Raw genomic sequence first — 14764 nt, forward strand, 5'->3', positions numbered from 1 at the left:
AATGTCAATTTGGGGACTTATCGCCAGTGCTAGTTTAGTTGTTCAGCTTGTTATGCTGACTCTACTGGCTGCTTCTGTGTTTTCATGGATAGTGATCTTTCAAAGAATACGAGTATTAAAAGAAGCCAAAAAAGTACGAACAGCCTTTGAAGAAAGCTTTTGGTCTGGAATTGATTTGAGCCAACTCTACCGTAAGCTAACACAGGAAGGTAGAAAGGTTGAAGGTATGGAGAATATCTTCACAGCAGGTATCAAAGAATTTACTCGGCTTAGACAGAATCACAATGTGGATCCCGAAGCGATTATGGATGGCGTTCAAAGGGCCATGCGAGTTGCTTTGTATCGTGAAGAAGAAAAACTAGATCAACATTTACCGTTTTTGGCAACAGTGGGATCTACAAGCCCTTATGTAGGTCTTTTTGGTACGGTTTGGGGGATTATGCATTCTTTTATAGGTCTCGCTGAAGTTCAGCAGGCAACACTGGCTACGGTTGCACCGGGTATTGCTGAAGCTTTGATTGCAACAGCAATTGGTTTGGCTGCGGCAATACCAGCTGTTATCGCTTATAACCGTTTTTCTTCTGCGGCTGAATCACTTGGTTCGAGTTATGAAAACTTTGCCGATGAATTTACCAGTATTCTTCATCGTAAGGTTCATGTGAGAGAGGGAGGGGCTGCATAGTGGCTCGCTCAAGAAGAAGAAATAAACGCCGCCCGATGGCTGAAATTAACGTCGTTCCTTACATAGACGTTATGTTGGTTTTGTTGGTGATTTTTATGATTACTGCGCCTATGTTGACTCAAGGGGTTGATGTTGATTTACCAAATGCCAATGCGGCGCCAATACAAGATACAGAAAATGATGTTTTGATCGCATCGGTTGATTCTGACGGCAATTATTATTTAGATGTTGGTGGCAAGCAGGAATCAATTGCTTTATCACAAATTCAAGATAGGGTGAGAAAGGTATTTAATCAAAACCCAAAGATGTCTGTGCTTGTAAGAGGGGATAAAAATGTATCTTACGGTGACGTTATTGGGCTCATGGTAACCCTGCAAGGGGCGGGTGTTCCTAATGTAGGTTTAGTGACTGAACCGGATAAAAATTAATGAAGTGGTTGCGTAGTGACAGTTATAGTATCCCTACATTGCTAGCAATAGGCTTACATGCTTGCATTGTTATTGTAGGGTTAATTGCTATTGATTTTAGTGATGATGAAGCTCCAAAGCCAAAAAGGCCGCCAATAGTTAAGGCTACGGTGGTTGATATTTCTCAAACCGTGATAGGTAAACGTGAAGCACAAGAAAAAGCGGCAAAACAACAAGCCGCTCTGGCGGCTCAGAAGAAAAAAGAAGCCGAAATAAACAAAAAGAAAGAAGCTAAACGAAGAGCCTTAGAAGATAAAAAGAAAAAGCTAGCGAAAGCAAAACGTGAAAAAGCTGAAGCAGAAAAAAAAGAAAAGCTTCTACAGCAGAAAAAAGCGGAGCAACAACGGCTAGCTAAAGAAAAAGAATTAGCCAAAAAGCGCCTTGCTGAACAAGCAGAGAAAAAACGTCTTGAAGAAAAGGTGGCAAAAGAGAAGAAACGTAAAGAAGATGAGTTGGCACGTAAAGCAGAGGCTGAACGTTTAGCAGAGGAAGAACGTAAGCATCAGGAAGAGGCTGCAAGACTTGCCGAGCAAAAAAAAGCTGAAGAAGCTGCGGCATTAGCCGCAGCAGAAGAAGCGAAAAAAAGAGCTGCAGAAGAAGCTCAAATGGTTCAATCTATTAGTGGTCTAATTAATGATAGGATTACAGCCGCTTGGACTAGGCCTCCTAATGCGCGTAATGGAATGAAAACGTATTTACGAATTTATTTCTTACCAAATGGCGAAGTTAGGGATGTTGAAATAACTAAATCTAGTGGCGATGGTCTATTTGACCAAAAAGCCGTTGATGCTGTGTATAAAGTGGCGAAGATTGATGAATTATCAAAGATTGATTCCTATGTTTTTGAACGTAATTTTCGCCAAGTGGATTTGATTTTTAACCCGCAAGATTTGAGAAACTAATGATGTATAAAAAATGGTTGAGTGTTTTATTCACTTGTTTATTATTTGTAAGTACAGCCAAAGCTCAATTAGTAATAGAAATAACAAGTGGTGCGGATCAATTACTCCCAATTGCTGTTGTGCCTTTTGGATATAATGGTGTTGATGCACTTCCAGAAGATATCGCTCAAATAGTACAAGATGATTTAGCACGAAGTGGTTTATTTAAACCCGTGCCACGTTCAAATATGTTAAGTATGCCTTCAACGGAATCTGAAGTTTTTTATAGGGATTGGCGACTTCTTAAAAGTGATTATGTTGTCATTGGTACTGTAAAAAAATTGCCAAACTCTCAATATAGAATTGGTTTTGAACTTTTGAATGTGCTTAGTCAAAAGCCTGTACAGAAGCATAGTTCTATTGATGTAAGTTCTAGAAACTTTCGTGATGCAGCTCATTATATCAGTGACAAAATTTACGAGTTACTTACGGGTACAAAGGGCGCATTTAGTACTAGAATATTATATGTTACTGCGGAAGGAGATAAACGAGCGCCATTATTTAAGCTGCAGGTGGCAGACGCTGATGGACATAGACCACAGGTCGTAGTTGAATCAAAAGAGCCAATCTTGTCTCCATCTTGGAGTATGGATGGAAGAAAAATTGCTTATGTTATGTTTAGAAATCGTAGGCCAAATATTTTCATACAAGAATTGGCCACTGGTAAACGTCAACAGATTGCGCAATTTAGAGGTTTAAATGGTGCTCCAGCGTGGTCTCCTGATGGCAAAAAGTTAGCTTTAGTTTTATCTAAAGATAATAATCCTGAGATTTATACTTTGGATATCGCGACACAGAAATTAGAGCGTATGACGAATCATTATGCTATCGATACGGAACCAAGCTGGGAGCCAGACGGAAAAGGAATAGTGTTTACATCTGATCGCGGTGGTAATCCACAAATATATCGATTAGATGTAAAAAGTAAGCGAGTGGAAAGGGTGACTTTTGAAGGTGAACTGAATACTAGAGCGAGAATGACTCCTGATGGACGTTATCTTGTCACAGTTCAAAAGAACGACGGTAACTATCATATTGCTTTGCAAGATATGAAAACAGGCCGTGTTCAAATCCTTACAGAGACATACTTAGACGAATCGCCAAGTATTGCGCCAAATGGTAGCATGGTTATGTATGCCACAACCTATCGTGGGAAGGGTATACTAGCTGTAGTATCCGTTGATGGCCTTGTTAAATACAAGTTACCATCAGCAGACGGAGATGTACGTGAACCATCTTGGTCCCCGTATTTCAAATAAATACATTGAGGAGTGAATAATGAGTGTAAACAAATTAGGAAAGTTTGCTGTAATAGGATTGTCTGCAGCTTGGATTGCTGGTTGTAGTACTACGGCTACTGAAACAGATACATCAACTGTAGCTGAAGATGCAAATTCAACTGAACAAGCAAATGATACAGCTGATAATACCGATCAGTCCTTTGGTGCAGGTGAAGACGGAGCATTGACAAGTGTTATTGTTGAAGAAACTGTAGCTGTTGACGATTCTAATATGGATATGTTGGCGGGCGTTGAAACAGTTTTTTACTTTGATTTTGATAAATCAATCGTACGTCCAGAGTCTCGTGAAGCTCTAGCTAAGCATGCTGAGTACTTAATTTCTCACCCTGATGCTCGTGTTGTCCTTGAAGGTCATGCTGATGAGCGTGGTACTCGTGAATACAACATGGCTCTAGGTGAACGTCGAGCTAAAGCGATAGCTCGTTACTTAACTATTCAGGGTGTTGCGCCTTCTCAAATTGAGACCGTAAGTTTTGGCGAAGAAGTTCCTGTTGCCTTCGGCCATGACAGCGAAGCTTGGCAGTTAAACCGTCGAGTAGAAGTTCGTTACGAATAATGATCGCTAAAAAAAGTAAAGTTCGCTCTTTTGCTATGGCGCTGTGTTTCACAGCGCCATTTGCAATAGCTGAGGCGCCACAGGCTGGGGCTGGTTTAGGTCTTTCACCAAGTGCTGCTGCTGACCTACTTTTCCAATTAGAAACACTGCAACAGGAGGTTCAAAGCCTTCGTGGACAACTGGAAGAACAAGGTCATCAACTTAAATTAATGAAAGAAAATCAGAGAGATAGGTATATTGATTTAGATAAGCGCATCTCTTTGCTCATGTCTACTACGGTTCAGCAAAGTCAATCTTCACCAGTAACAGCGCAAGTTGCTCAGCCATCTACTGGTTCGGATAATAGTGCTGTTAACAAAGATCCTGATGTTAAAAAAAGTTTTTCTGTTTCACCTTTAGCTCCTGTTGAACTGAAACAGCCCTCTGAATTATCTCAACAAGCTTATGATAACGCTTACAATTTGATTAGGCAGAGAAAATTTGATGAGGCTGAAGTAGCATTTACAAAGTTTGTAAAAGATTATCCAAGTAATACTTTAACTGGAAATGGCTATTATTGGTTAGGAGAAGTGAAATTAGTTCAGGGGAAATCTCAACAAGCAATTGACTCCTTTTTGACTGTTATTAATGATTTTCCTGGTCACAGCAAGGAGCAAGATGCTTTGTATAAACTTGGAATTGTCAGTGATCAAGTTGGCGATTCCGCAAAAGCAAAATCCTATTTGCAAGATGTCATTCGACGTTTTCCAAATAGTAAAGCAGCCAAACTAGCGGCAGGGTATCTAAGTAAAATTAAATAACTTGCAATCCTCGGCGGGCTCTGTATTATACGCATCCCGTTGGGTCGTTAGCTCAGTTGGTAGAGCAGTTGACTTTTAATCAATTGGTCACTGGTTCGAATCCAGTACGACCCACCAACTTTTATTTTCCTTTTGTGATTTTTGGGTCGTTAGCTCAGTTGGTAGAGCAGTTGACTTTTAATCAATTGGTCACTGGTTCGAATCCAGTACGACCCACCAAAAAAACACTCATTCCGCTCCCAGTTTCTTAAGGGGTAATGATATGTCTGAACTTTCCAATAAAGTAGCACTTCGTCAGACGGTCCAAAAATATTTGTCAGAAGCCGAAAAAAGCCTCGAAACAAAAAACATTGATAACGACCAAATTCGTGCTGAGATAAAATCTTTGCTTAAACAGAAAAATGCTGTTTTGGTGGCTCATTATTATACTGATGATGCTATCCAAGAGCTGGCAGAAGAGACGGGAGGTGTCATAGCCGACTCTTTAGAAATGGCTCGCTTTGGTGCAAATCATGAGGCAGATACACTGATTGTTGCCGGTGTTAAATTCATGGGAGAGACAGCAAAAATACTCAGCCCAGAAAAAACAATTTTAATGCCAACATTAGAAGCAACTTGTTCATTAGATATCGGCTGTCCAATCGAAGAATTTTCTGATTTTTGTGACCAGTACCCAGACCGGAAAGTGGTTGTGTATGCCAATACCTCTGCCGCCGTTAAAGCTCGTGCTGATTGGGTTGTAACTTCAAGTATTGCTTTAAAAGTTGTTGAGCATCTTGTTGATCAAGGTGAAAAAATCATCTGGGCCCCAGACCAACATTTAGGTGGATATATTCAAAAAGAAACAGGGGCTGATATGATTCTTTGGGATGGTGCTTGCATCGTTCATGAGGAATTCAAGGCGAAAGGAATTTTGGATTTAAAAGCAGTTTACCCTGACGCTGCAGTTTTAGTTCATCCTGAATCTCCTGAGTCTGTCGTTGAGGTTGCAGATGTTGTTGGTTCAACCTCTCAATTGCTTAATGCCTCAAAGGCTATGCCTAATGATACTTTTATCGTTGCTACAGATAGGGGTATATTCTATAAAATGAGGCAAGCTTCCCCAGATAAACGCTTTATAGAAGCCCCGACCGCTGGCTCTGGCGCGAACTGCAGAAGTTGCGCTCATTGTCCTTGGATGGCGCTAAATAGCCTAGAAGCACTTCGCGATTCACTTAAAGATAATCTTGGTGAAATATTCGTTCCAGAAGAGACAAGAGTAAAAGCACTCATACCACTTCAAAGAATGTTGAATTTTCAGGCCAGCTAATCTTATCAATTTATAATATGCATTGAGTAGGGACGCAGGATTAATTTCCTAGCGTCCCTAAATATTTCATTTCTAAATCAGAATATGCCAACTGTAAGCGGTCGCATTCAAGGCTTTTTCTATTAAAGATACTTTTAAGCTCTTGATAATCTCGATTTGACACAATGGAAGCAACTTTATCTTTTAGTTCTGTTGTCTCTTGGACTAACTGCCTATTTTTCTCTCTCTGCTCTTGGAGAGGTTTAGAAGTCTTTAAAGAAAGAGGGTTAGTTTCACTGATTAGTGCATTAACTTTTTCTTTTAATTGTTGATTTGTTTCCTCTGCGGTATCTAGCTCTTGAACTAACAAGGTTACACAAGTTTCGGATTCTAGTAATAATCGCTCAAGCATTTTGCTGTCTTTTTCTTGTTCAACCAAACTATCAGAGTGAGGTGTATTTTCTAAGGCATTACTTAAACCATCACGGTAGGAAACTAAAGTTTCTTTTTTATTGGCATGTAAGGTTTCAAGATTGCCAATTGCCGTCTGGTTGTTTTTATTTAATTGCTTTTCGAGTTCAACCAATTTAGCATCTTTTTCACTAATATTTTGTCTTAATGTGGCAATAGAAAGGTTTGAAGTCTCCAGCTCCTGCTCCAATTGTATGATTAGGGATTGTGTTTCTTTTGACATTCGTTCCATCTTACTTATGGCTACTTTTTGTGCTTCGAGTGTATTTTGAGGATTCGGAAGACTGTTGTTTCTTTCGATTTCAATTTTTAATTGCTCAATTACCATTTTTTGTCGTTCAGCGAGACTATTTAGGCTGGAAACTTGTTTGAAGCTGGTCGTCCTAGTTTGTTTCAATTGCACCTGGTGAGTTGGAGCATGTAGGCTTAGTTTTTGTAATTCATCTGGTTTGTTTGTTTGATGCTCTTCTAGTAATTGAATTTTTTTACGTAAATGATCAATTTCTGTTTCTAGGCGTTTTTGCTCGATTTTTTTCTGGTCTAATTGTCTTACTCTCTTTGTTGCTCGGTCTATATTTTTACGTAAATCATCATTTAATAAAGTTTGATTTTTTAATAAAGACTCTTTGGTAATGAGAATTTCTGCGGTTTGTAAAAACTCTTTTTCCATTTCTTTTAGGCTTTGTTGAAGCTCTTCGGTATTTGTTGTTTGTAATTTTGGAGCGGATAATGCATAGATAAGACTGGATAAAAACCTATTGAGAATTGGTCTTGGCTGGTCACTGGCTTGATTGAGAAGAATTGCTCTTTCGGCCCTAAGAATAGTTCCCCAGATTTTCAATTGATTAACTTTATAAGGTTCAGTTGTCCTAGGTGTGATCGAGTTGGCTGCAAAATTAATTTGCAGATCTAGATAATGTGCAAGTCTTTTAAATGCGTGAGTTTCATTATTCGTTGCAGCCAAATTGGCTGATTTTTTATCAATATTTGAATTTTTTGCTTTTAGTCTTTTGGAAAGAGATCGACTAAGCCACCAGACAATTAGGTTGCCACACAAAAGAAGGGTGCTTGCTTCAAGTAAAGTCCAAATCATCCACTTTGACATAGAAACTCCAAAATCATATACCAATGGATTTGATATCGATTATCATCTAACATGAAAATATATTTTGTACTTATCACTTTAATCGTAATATTAGTGGATTAACATATTATATGAGTAAAGAAATTATAGACTTTATGCGTAATCGTGTATCAGAGCCAACGCTTATTGCTCCTTCTCCCAGTGAAAGTGAATGGTTATCTATTCTTAATGCCGCAAGTCGAGCACCAGATCATGGTAATTTAAAGCCATGGCGGTTCCGTATATATGAAGGAGAAGGCCGTTCTAAACTTGGGCAAATTTATTGGCAGCATGCTTTATCGGAATTAGATTCTATGCCCGCAGAAAAGGAAGAGGCTTTTGTAAAAAAAGCCTACAGAGCGCCTGCTATTTTATTGGTTTATGCTCATATACAAGAACACCCTAAAGTTCCACCTATCGAACAGATTATGGCGGCTTCTGCAGCGGCTCAACAAGCGATATTAGGGCTCAATTCGCTTGGCTATGGCGCGATGTGGCGGAGTGGTCCAGCTTGTTTCACTCAAAAGACAAAAACACTATTAGGCTTAGAGTCAAATGATCAGATCGTTGGACTTATTTATACAGGAAAATCTGTTGATAAGAAGCAGCCCTTGATCGAAGTTGAATTAGAAAGTCGTTTAAAATGGGTAAGAGATTAATTTTTAAGGTTTATTTAATAAAACTTGTTGCAATCTCTTTGAGGCATCACTAAAATACGCGCACAAATTACGCAGAGCGTAAGTATGGTGAGCTGTCCGAGTGGCCGAAGGAGCACGCCTGGAAAGCGTGTATGTCGAAAGGCATCAAGAGTTCGAATCTCTTGCTCACCGCCATTTTTCTTAAAAAAGACATCAAATGATGTCTTTTTTTTGCCCCGAATTTTTAAACTTGGTTTTTATTCCCAAGTCGCGTCCTTTTCCGATAATTCAAAATGAATGTCACGACCATCTGAGCACATTTGCATCACTTTGGCTGGCGATCCATCACTGTTAAATGTGACTAATCCAATGCCTGACTGATTGAGCAGTCTCTTTCCATGTGCCGCCTTATCCGGTTTATGGGGGGTGACTTTCATGCTACGGCGTCTAGTGAAAAGGTTTAATGGCGACTTAGGTGAGTATAACCAGCGGTTTAGACGATCGAAAATATCGAGTAGTCGTTTGGGAAATTCGTTTTTAACACCGCTGCTGGTAATTTGCCATATGTCTGAATACTGTTGTTCACTTCTCAATTGGATATCATAAACGAACGAATAATGAACATCGCCAGACAGTATCACAAAATTTTTCGGTGTTTTGTTGTGTTTAAACATATTCATCAAAGCGTGGGCGGCGCCAGGGTGGGCCATCCAGTTTTCGGCATCCACCATCAGGGGTTGGCCAAACCAGGTAAATACCCGCTGAATACTTTCTATCAGCTTGACGCCAAATATCGGTGCGGCTGACACCATGATAACGGAATCAAGTCCTTTTAATTGTTGCTGAAGATCCGTTAGGGATTCCCAGTCCATTAATCCTGAAGGTTTTGCTGTGGATTTTTCTGAGCGCCAACGTTGTGTTCGGGTGTCCAGAACAACCAGAGGAGGCGAGGTGTTCCAGGTGTAATTCCAATTTGATAATCGAACGAGTTTATAAAGATATTCATCATGTTTTGATGTGCCTGGTGTAAGTAAAACTTCTTGTGCTTCGTCGAGTAGTTCTGGGGCAAATGAATCAGGGGAATTCCCCCAACCTTGGCAGAGTAAATATCCTAGTAGCGCATTGCCAATGATACGTGATGAAAAAGAATGGTTGTATGCGGTTTGTTCCCATGCCGCTGTAAGGTTCCAATCATCAGTAATGTCATGATCATCAAAAATCATTGCAGTCGGAATATGGGCGAGTGCTCGACGTACCTTGGATAAGCCCTCGGCAAATTCTTGTATGATAGGGGCTTGTTGCTTATAAGTTTGCGCATGATCATCAGATAACCCAGAAGGTGGTTTAGACATATCGTTACTTTTGAATACGAGATTCCAACCAACGGGCGACCAAACCAGAGCATACATTGCAAGGATTTCAGCTAGTGAAATTAAATGGTTTTGTGCGGTATCTGTTGTGAATACAGGCTTTTTCACACCACCAAAGATTTGATCAATCATTGTTACGCTGGCTTTGTTATCTGGCAGCAACTCTTCGCGAGCATAATAGTAAGCCGTTTCTTTATGGAGCTTGTGTGCGCTCTCAACTTCTATACAAGGCAGTTTCTCATTGGGTAATCCAAGATGAGGTATGAGTTGATGAATGGCCCATAGCATTGGAGCGGCTACATCATCTGCATAGATTTGATCACCACTCATGATCAATACACTTGGCCATTTTTCTAGAGGTGTCTTTTGCAATAATTCATCGACTCTCAAAAGACCGTCTTTGCTAGGGTGATGTGGTTTGCGACATGAGCCATGTAGGATGTTTTTTAGAGTTGGCTCAAGGATAAAGAAGGGTAAAGAATGATCTGGATAAACAAGGTCTTCGGCCCACTGAGTCCAATCAATCCCATTAAGACGTAAGTCATAATGAATGGCTTGACTGGTTGGTAAAGTGTCATTTAGCTCAATATCTAAAAGCTGTATGAACAGTTTGTCACCAGCTTTCAATTCCGTGTGGTATTTGCTTATTTGTTCGCTATCAAGCGTGATCAGCTCTGCTTTGTCCTGATAGAGAGTTAATTCTATTTCTACAGACTCAGCAGTCATCAACCAAAACGTTAGCCGGTCAGTCGTCATCCTTCTTAATAGCGGGCCAGCTAATACCAGCATAAATTTCCTCACATCAACTTGTTGAATGGATTCCTTTATTCAACAAGTTAATAGGTCAGGATGCAACCAAGTGATCAACAATATACTTTCCTTCCTTCGTGGTTGATGTGACAGTCATTTTTGCGCTCAGTATTAATTGCATACCGTCAGTTTTGTATATATTTTGAATAAAATTGAGTTTTAATCTAGACACTCGTTCTACTCTCGATTCAATATGGAACGCGTCACCGCTGGCCAAAGAGCGTTTGTATTCAATTTCCGCTTTTACCAGTACAAGATAAATGCCTTTTTTAGTGATTTCGTCAAAGTCTAGACCACTAGACTTTAGAAACTGGTGTCTAGCGTGCTCAAGATAATTTTGATAAACGGCATTATTGACAATACCTTGCATATCACATTCATAGTCACGTACTTCAAAATAAGTGCTTTTTACATTGCTTGTATCGTCTTGTGGGTCTATCACTATTTAACCTTAAATCTTAATGGTTTATTGATGGTGTGCAATTTGATTTTTGCCGGATCGCTTCGCGTATAATAAGTAATGGTTCGCTCTTTCAACCAATTCATTAGGACTTTCATCACCAAGCAGAGTTGCTATACCGATCGAAACGGTCACCTGTCTTAATAAGACTTTAGTATTTTTATAGCGAATCTTCTGAATCGAAACCTGATTAAGTAAATATTCCGCTAATTCAGAAGCTTGACTTAATTCTGTTTGATTTAACAAAATAGCAAATCGTCCACCATTAAGCCGCGCAATAAATCCATTCTTGGGTAACAATTCCACTAATAGCTTGGCTATATATCGTATTAAAGAAGTGCCTGCTTTATTGCCATATTCCTTATTAATTTCACCCAAGCTATCAATATCAACGAGTAACAAACTTAGGTCATCTTCTGCATAGGGAACTAAGGAAAACAGCTGCTTTTCAAAACCTTTTTCATTAGCAAGAAAAGTTATGGGATCTAGTTCAATATTTTTTTTCATCTCGGACAATTCTTCGCGTAATGCGGCTAGCTCTGTCTGGGCAGCTATTAATGATTGTCCAAAATTATCAATAGCTTGCTTCGCCTTTATAGATCCATGTTCAAGCAATAACGCTATCTGTTCTATTTTGCTTATTTCGGTTGTATCTTTTAGGGCTTTGCGTGTTTTTTGTAATGTAGAATTGAATGTCATTAATTCATCAGAGAGAGCAGATGTATCTTTTTCTAAATCATCAGTTAAGTCTACTAACACTGGGCTCTGACGATGAGCAGAGCGAAATTCTTCAGGGATTAAGAATTCATTGAAAAGATCTTCAGAAACAAAAGTCGGTAAACTGCCAAATCGGCGTAGCGCTCGGTCAACTATTTGGTTGAGCTTAGGGCTCCTATTGGAAGCATATTCGTACCATATCCCATAATTATACGGTGTTGGTGGGATATTCAGTTTCATCATAAGCGGAACCGCTGAGCGCATCAGTTTATTCGCTTGTTTTATATTCTGTTGGAACATCGGAACCTCTGCTGTCACGGTTTATCATTTAAAAATCCCTGTTTATTAAATGGTAGATTTTAAAAAGAAGCTTTATAGGCTTGGTAACATTAGACTGTGGTTCTAGAACGAGTTAATGGTGTTGTCTTTTTAAGGAATAAAATCATAGTAAATCTAAAAAATATATTGGCTATTGTCGACCTGTAAATTTGCTAGGAAATCCTTCTTTTTCAAGTAGCTCCTTTACTTTCTGCCTGTTATCACCCTGTATTTCAATTTGACCATCTTTAACAGAACCGCCTGTGCCGCATTGCGTTTTTAGTTTTTTACCTAAGTTTTTTAACATATCTTCTGCAAGAGGAAGTCCAGTAACAACGGTTACGCCCTTACCTTTACGTCCTTTGGTTTCTAAGGCAATAAGAACTTTTCCATTGCCGACAATGCTTTCGTTCTTACACATGCAATCGGCAATAGGCTGTTCGCAATCTGAACAAAGTCGACCTTGATCGGTTGAGTAAACTAAATTTCGTTTTTTCATAAACGGTTATGCCTCATGATATTTCTCGCAGCGAGTCATTTTAACACTTCCGCGGTGCTGATTCAGAAAAATTTTCTTCTGCATTTAATTTGTTTCTGCACTAAGCTAATGATATTAGCTTAGTGCAGAGTGTGTTTAGCATGATTAGATCGCTTACAATCCGACAGGCCAAAGAAGATGATTTGAAAAGTATCTTACTTTTTGAATTTCGTAATAAAGGCTGGTTCTCCGAATTCCTACCTCAACAGACACTTTATAAGCAAACAGAGGTGTATTTTAAGCGCTTACTGAGAAGTAAATTCAAACACATGCAATACTTGGTATATTTGCCAAATAATATTTTAATCGGTCGCTTCAGTGCTCAATTGCTTGATAACAATGCTGCTTCTTTAGAGGTGTCTTATCGAGTAGCTAAAAACTTTGTTAATCAGGGAATTGCTAGATTTGTGTTACGACGACTTTTACTGATTTGGGCAAGTTTTGGAGTTAAAGAAGTCTATGCAAATGTAGCGGAGCACAATAGGGCCTCTATTAAAGTACTATTGTCATGTGGCTTTGAAATAGAGGAAATACAAAAGGATGCAATCAAGTTAGGCAATGTGATTCATGATAGCTTACTCTTTCGCTGGTCTATTACCGAGGGAACTTTTTATAAAGTTATGAGACACGATAAGATGCCAACTTGTTAAGCATATTCATCATTTTGTCGTTAAAATTAGCATGCAAAGCAATTACTTGATTAGTTATTGGGTGGTTAAACTTAAGGCTTGAAGCATGCAACATTAGCCTGAACTCTTCCGGCCATACTTCTTTCAAAGCTTTATTTATATGGCGACAACCATAGCAAGTATCCCCCACTAAAGGGTTAAGTAGATGCTTAAAATGGCGGCGAATCTGATGTTTCCTACCTTGTTTGGGAATGACCTCCACCCAACTTAAACGCATACTATCGTATCGGCTAACAGGTATAGGGAGGAGAAATTGATCTAATCTTTTAAAATGTGTTTCTGCCTCTTTTTCTGTACCTTCTATTTTAAATCGAGATCGTCCTTTTTGTTCATTTAATTTAGCCAGAGGATAGTCGATAACACCGGACTCATTGCAGTAACCACGAACTAAACAATGATAGGTTTTTTGTGTTTGAGATTCAGAGAACTGAGTCGAAAGTTTTCGGGCAACGTCAGGGCTAAATGCCATAACTAATACACCAGAGGTTCCGCGATCAAGACGATGAACAGGGAAGACCCATTTTCCTGTTTGATCCCGTAATCTTTGTACCACAGCATCTTCTTCATCCTTGGCTAAGTGAGTACGGTGTACAAGTAGGCCAGCCGGTTTATTAACGGCAACGAGATCGTCATCTTGAAAGAGTATTTCCAATATCATTCTATGGTTTCTATGTAAGAGGTAATTTTATCCATGGCCATATCGACTAAGGTCTGCATCGCCTCGTCACTTGCCCATGCAATATGAGGCGTCAGTAAAAAATTAGGATGATTTGTTAGTGCTTGGAGTGGATGATCTAATGGCATAGGTTCTTGGCTTGACACATCAAAAGCCGCACCTGCAATTATATTCTTATCAAACGCCCGTGCCAAAGCATACTCATCTACGATGCCACCACGGCTAATGTTTAACAATAAGCAACTGGGTTTCATTAATGAAAACTCAGCATCACTGATTAAGTGTTTTGTTTCGGGCGTTAGAGGGCAATTAATACTGATTACATCGGCAACCCTTATTGCTTCTTCAAATGGGATATAACCGTGTCTGTGAGTTAGTGCGCCTTTACGGTCTGCAAATACGACATGCATTCCAAAAGCTAGGGCAATAGCTGCGATTTTCTTACCCAATGTTCCATTGCCAATGATGGCCATCGTTGACCCAGACAAATCTTTAATCGGAAAATCAACAAAGCAAAAATACTCAGATTCCGACCATTGCCCCGCTTTTACGGCATCGAGATAACAAGTAAGGTTTCTTCTTAAAGCCAAGAGCATAGCAAAAGTATGCTCAGGAACGCTGATGGTTGAATAGTCGGCCACATTTTGAACGGTAATATTCTTGGCCTTGCACGCATCAAGATCAACGTTATTCATACCCGTGGCCATTACTTGTATTAGCTCAAGGTTGTCTGCACTGCTTAGAGCTTGGGCATCTATAATGGCTTTATTAGTCAGTACAATGGTTGCGTCTTTAATACGCTCTGCAACCAATTCTATGGCGGAGTTTTCATATTCAACTACCTCTTTAATCTGTGAGGGGAGTTGAACCTTGATATGCTTTGGGAAGGATCCCCTGTCTAGAAAAACCGCTTTCATCT

The 14764-nt window shown here is 39.5% G+C and carries 16 protein-coding genes and 3 tRNA genes; 12 read left to right on the forward strand and 7 right to left on the reverse strand.

Annotation, left to right across the window (positions count from 1 at the left end; all coding sequences use genetic code 11):
- Position 1 precedes the first annotated feature (1 nt).
- From tolQ to nadA, 9 genes are all read left to right on the forward strand, one after another.
- A complete protein-coding gene (gene tolQ, locus C0J08_RS10855) occupies positions 2-682 on the forward strand; it encodes a protein TolQ (RefSeq protein WP_212656148.1) in 681 nt (226 codons plus the stop codon).
- A complete protein-coding gene (gene tolR / locus C0J08_RS10860) occupies positions 682-1110 on the forward strand; it encodes a protein TolR (protein WP_212656149.1) in 429 nt (142 codons plus the stop codon). Before tolQ ends, tolR begins: the two co-directional genes overlap by 1 nt.
- Positions 1110-2051: a cell envelope integrity TolA family protein gene (locus C0J08_RS10865; RefSeq protein WP_212656150.1), complete on the forward strand. Its 942-nt coding sequence runs from the start codon at positions 1110-1112 to the stop codon at positions 2049-2051. Before tolR ends, C0J08_RS10865 begins: the two co-directional genes overlap by 1 nt.
- Entirely contained in the window at positions 2051-3349 is a 1299-nt protein-coding gene (gene tolB, locus C0J08_RS10870) for a Tol-Pal system beta propeller repeat protein TolB (protein ID WP_212656151.1), read from the forward strand. The genes C0J08_RS10865 and tolB overlap by 1 nt, the downstream gene beginning before the upstream one ends.
- A gap of 19 nt (positions 3350-3368) precedes the next feature.
- A complete protein-coding gene (pal, locus tag C0J08_RS10875; protein WP_212656152.1) occupies positions 3369-3947 on the forward strand; it encodes a peptidoglycan-associated lipoprotein Pal in 579 nt (192 codons plus the stop codon).
- The gene (gene ybgF / locus C0J08_RS10880; RefSeq protein ID WP_212656153.1) at positions 3947-4747 is read left to right on the forward strand and encodes a tol-pal system protein YbgF; all 801 of its coding nucleotides are present in this window, start codon (positions 3947-3949) and stop codon (positions 4745-4747) included. The genes pal and ybgF overlap by 1 nt, the downstream gene beginning before the upstream one ends.
- Positions 4748-4788: 41 nt before the next feature.
- Positions 4789-4864 (forward strand) — tRNA-Lys (locus C0J08_RS10885).
- A gap of 26 nt (positions 4865-4890) precedes the next feature.
- Positions 4891-4966: transfer RNA gene (locus C0J08_RS10890), tRNA-Lys, on the forward strand.
- Between the two features lie 43 nt (positions 4967-5009).
- Positions 5010-6056: a quinolinate synthase NadA gene (gene nadA / locus C0J08_RS10895; protein WP_212656154.1), complete on the forward strand. Its 1047-nt coding sequence runs from the start codon at positions 5010-5012 to the stop codon at positions 6054-6056.
- Between the two features lie 40 nt (positions 6057-6096).
- Here nadA and C0J08_RS10900 read toward each other — a convergent pair whose 3' ends face one another.
- Positions 6097-7611, reverse strand: a complete 1515-nt coding sequence (locus C0J08_RS10900) for a coiled-coil domain-containing protein (RefSeq protein WP_212656155.1) — start codon at positions 7609-7611, stop codon at positions 6097-6099.
- 110 nt (positions 7612-7721) lie between these two features.
- On the opposite strand from C0J08_RS10900, the gene C0J08_RS10905 reads away from it, so the two are divergent.
- Together C0J08_RS10905 and C0J08_RS10910 are read left to right on the forward strand one after the other, a co-directional pair.
- The gene (locus C0J08_RS10905; protein WP_212656156.1) at positions 7722-8288 is read left to right on the forward strand and encodes a nitroreductase family protein; all 567 of its coding nucleotides are present in this window, start codon (positions 7722-7724) and stop codon (positions 8286-8288) included.
- An 86-nt stretch (positions 8289-8374) separates the two neighbouring features.
- Positions 8375-8462 (forward strand) — tRNA-Ser (locus C0J08_RS10910).
- A gap of 62 nt (positions 8463-8524) precedes the next feature.
- Here the strand turns inward: C0J08_RS10910 and C0J08_RS10915 are convergent.
- The 4 genes from C0J08_RS10915 to yciH all read right to left on the reverse strand — a co-directional run bounded on the left by C0J08_RS10915 (position 8525) and on the right by yciH (position 12441).
- Positions 8525-10426, reverse strand: coding sequence for a metallophosphoesterase family protein (locus C0J08_RS10915; protein ID WP_212656157.1), 1902 nt, complete (start codon positions 10424-10426; stop codon positions 8525-8527).
- Positions 10427-10481: 55 nt separating this feature from the next.
- Complete coding sequence (locus tag C0J08_RS10920; RefSeq protein ID WP_249344619.1) at positions 10482-10889, reverse strand: acyl-CoA thioesterase; 408 nt, start codon at positions 10887-10889, stop codon at positions 10482-10484.
- Between the two features lie 24 nt (positions 10890-10913).
- Positions 10914-11924 carry a GGDEF domain-containing protein gene (locus C0J08_RS10925; protein WP_249344621.1) on the reverse strand — a complete coding sequence of 337 codons (1011 nt, stop codon included), beginning with the start codon at positions 11922-11924 and terminating at the stop codon, positions 10914-10916.
- Between the two features lie 169 nt (positions 11925-12093).
- The gene (gene yciH, locus C0J08_RS10930; protein ID WP_212656159.1) at positions 12094-12441 is read right to left on the reverse strand and encodes a stress response translation initiation inhibitor YciH; all 348 of its coding nucleotides are present in this window, start codon (positions 12439-12441) and stop codon (positions 12094-12096) included.
- A 140-nt stretch (positions 12442-12581) separates the two neighbouring features.
- On the opposite strand from yciH, the gene C0J08_RS10935 reads away from it, so the two are divergent.
- A complete protein-coding gene (locus tag C0J08_RS10935; protein WP_249344660.1) occupies positions 12582-13130 on the forward strand; it encodes a GNAT family N-acetyltransferase in 549 nt (182 codons plus the stop codon).
- Here C0J08_RS10935 and C0J08_RS10940 read toward each other — a convergent pair.
- Together C0J08_RS10940 and C0J08_RS10945 are read right to left on the reverse strand one after the other, a co-directional pair.
- Positions 13099-13827 (reverse strand): pseudouridine synthase, encoded by a 729-nt coding sequence (locus tag C0J08_RS10940; RefSeq protein WP_212656161.1) that lies wholly within the window; start codon positions 13825-13827, stop codon positions 13099-13101. The two genes, C0J08_RS10935 and C0J08_RS10940, sit on opposite strands and share 32 nt — an antisense overlap.
- Complete coding sequence (locus C0J08_RS10945) at positions 13824-14762, reverse strand: D-2-hydroxyacid dehydrogenase (protein ID WP_212656162.1); 939 nt, start codon at positions 14760-14762, stop codon at positions 13824-13826. The genes C0J08_RS10940 and C0J08_RS10945 overlap by 4 nt, the downstream gene beginning before the upstream one ends.
- Positions 14763-14764: the final 2 nt, after the last annotated feature.

Origin of the sequence: Marinomonas sp. CT5 (assembly GCF_018336975.1) — a bacterium.
Lineage (GTDB): Bacteria > Pseudomonadota > Gammaproteobacteria > Pseudomonadales > Marinomonadaceae > Marinomonas.

Bases quoted from the DNA above. Each gene is read 5' to 3' on its own strand.
- yciH (WP_212656159.1), bottom strand. From the start codon at position 12,441: ATGAAAAAACGAAATTTAGTTTACTCAACCGATCAAGGTCGACTTTGT.
- C0J08_RS10865 (WP_212656150.1), top strand. From the start codon at position 1,110: ATGAAGTGGTTGCGTAGTGACAGTTATAGTATCCCTACATTGCTAGCA.
- C0J08_RS10945 (WP_212656162.1), bottom strand. From the start codon at position 14,762: ATGAAAGCGGTTTTTCTAGACAGGGGATCCTTCCCAAAGCATATCAAG.
- C0J08_RS10940 (WP_212656161.1), bottom strand. From the start codon at position 13,827: ATGATATTGGAAATACTCTTTCAAGATGACGATCTCGTTGCCGTTAAT.
- C0J08_RS10915 (WP_212656157.1), bottom strand. From the start codon at position 10,426: ATGCTGGTATTAGCTGGCCCGCTATTAAGAAGGATGACGACTGACCGG.
- C0J08_RS10900 (WP_212656155.1), bottom strand. From the start codon at position 7,611: ATGTCAAAGTGGATGATTTGGACTTTACTTGAAGCAAGCACCCTTCTT.
- C0J08_RS10925 (WP_249344621.1), bottom strand. From the start codon at position 11,924: ATGTTCCAACAGAATATAAAACAAGCGAATAAACTGATGCGCTCAGCG.
- C0J08_RS10905 (WP_212656156.1), top strand. From the start codon at position 7,722: ATGAGTAAAGAAATTATAGACTTTATGCGTAATCGTGTATCAGAGCCA.
- ybgF (WP_212656153.1), top strand. From the start codon at position 3,947: ATGATCGCTAAAAAAAGTAAAGTTCGCTCTTTTGCTATGGCGCTGTGT.
- C0J08_RS10935 (WP_249344660.1), top strand. From the start codon at position 12,582: ATGATTAGATCGCTTACAATCCGACAGGCCAAAGAAGATGATTTGAAA.
- tolQ (WP_212656148.1), top strand. From the start codon at position 2: ATGTCAATTTGGGGACTTATCGCCAGTGCTAGTTTAGTTGTTCAGCTT.
- pal (WP_212656152.1), top strand. From the start codon at position 3,369: ATGAGTGTAAACAAATTAGGAAAGTTTGCTGTAATAGGATTGTCTGCA.
- tolB (WP_212656151.1), top strand. From the start codon at position 2,051: ATGATGTATAAAAAATGGTTGAGTGTTTTATTCACTTGTTTATTATTT.
- nadA (WP_212656154.1), top strand. From the start codon at position 5,010: ATGTCTGAACTTTCCAATAAAGTAGCACTTCGTCAGACGGTCCAAAAA.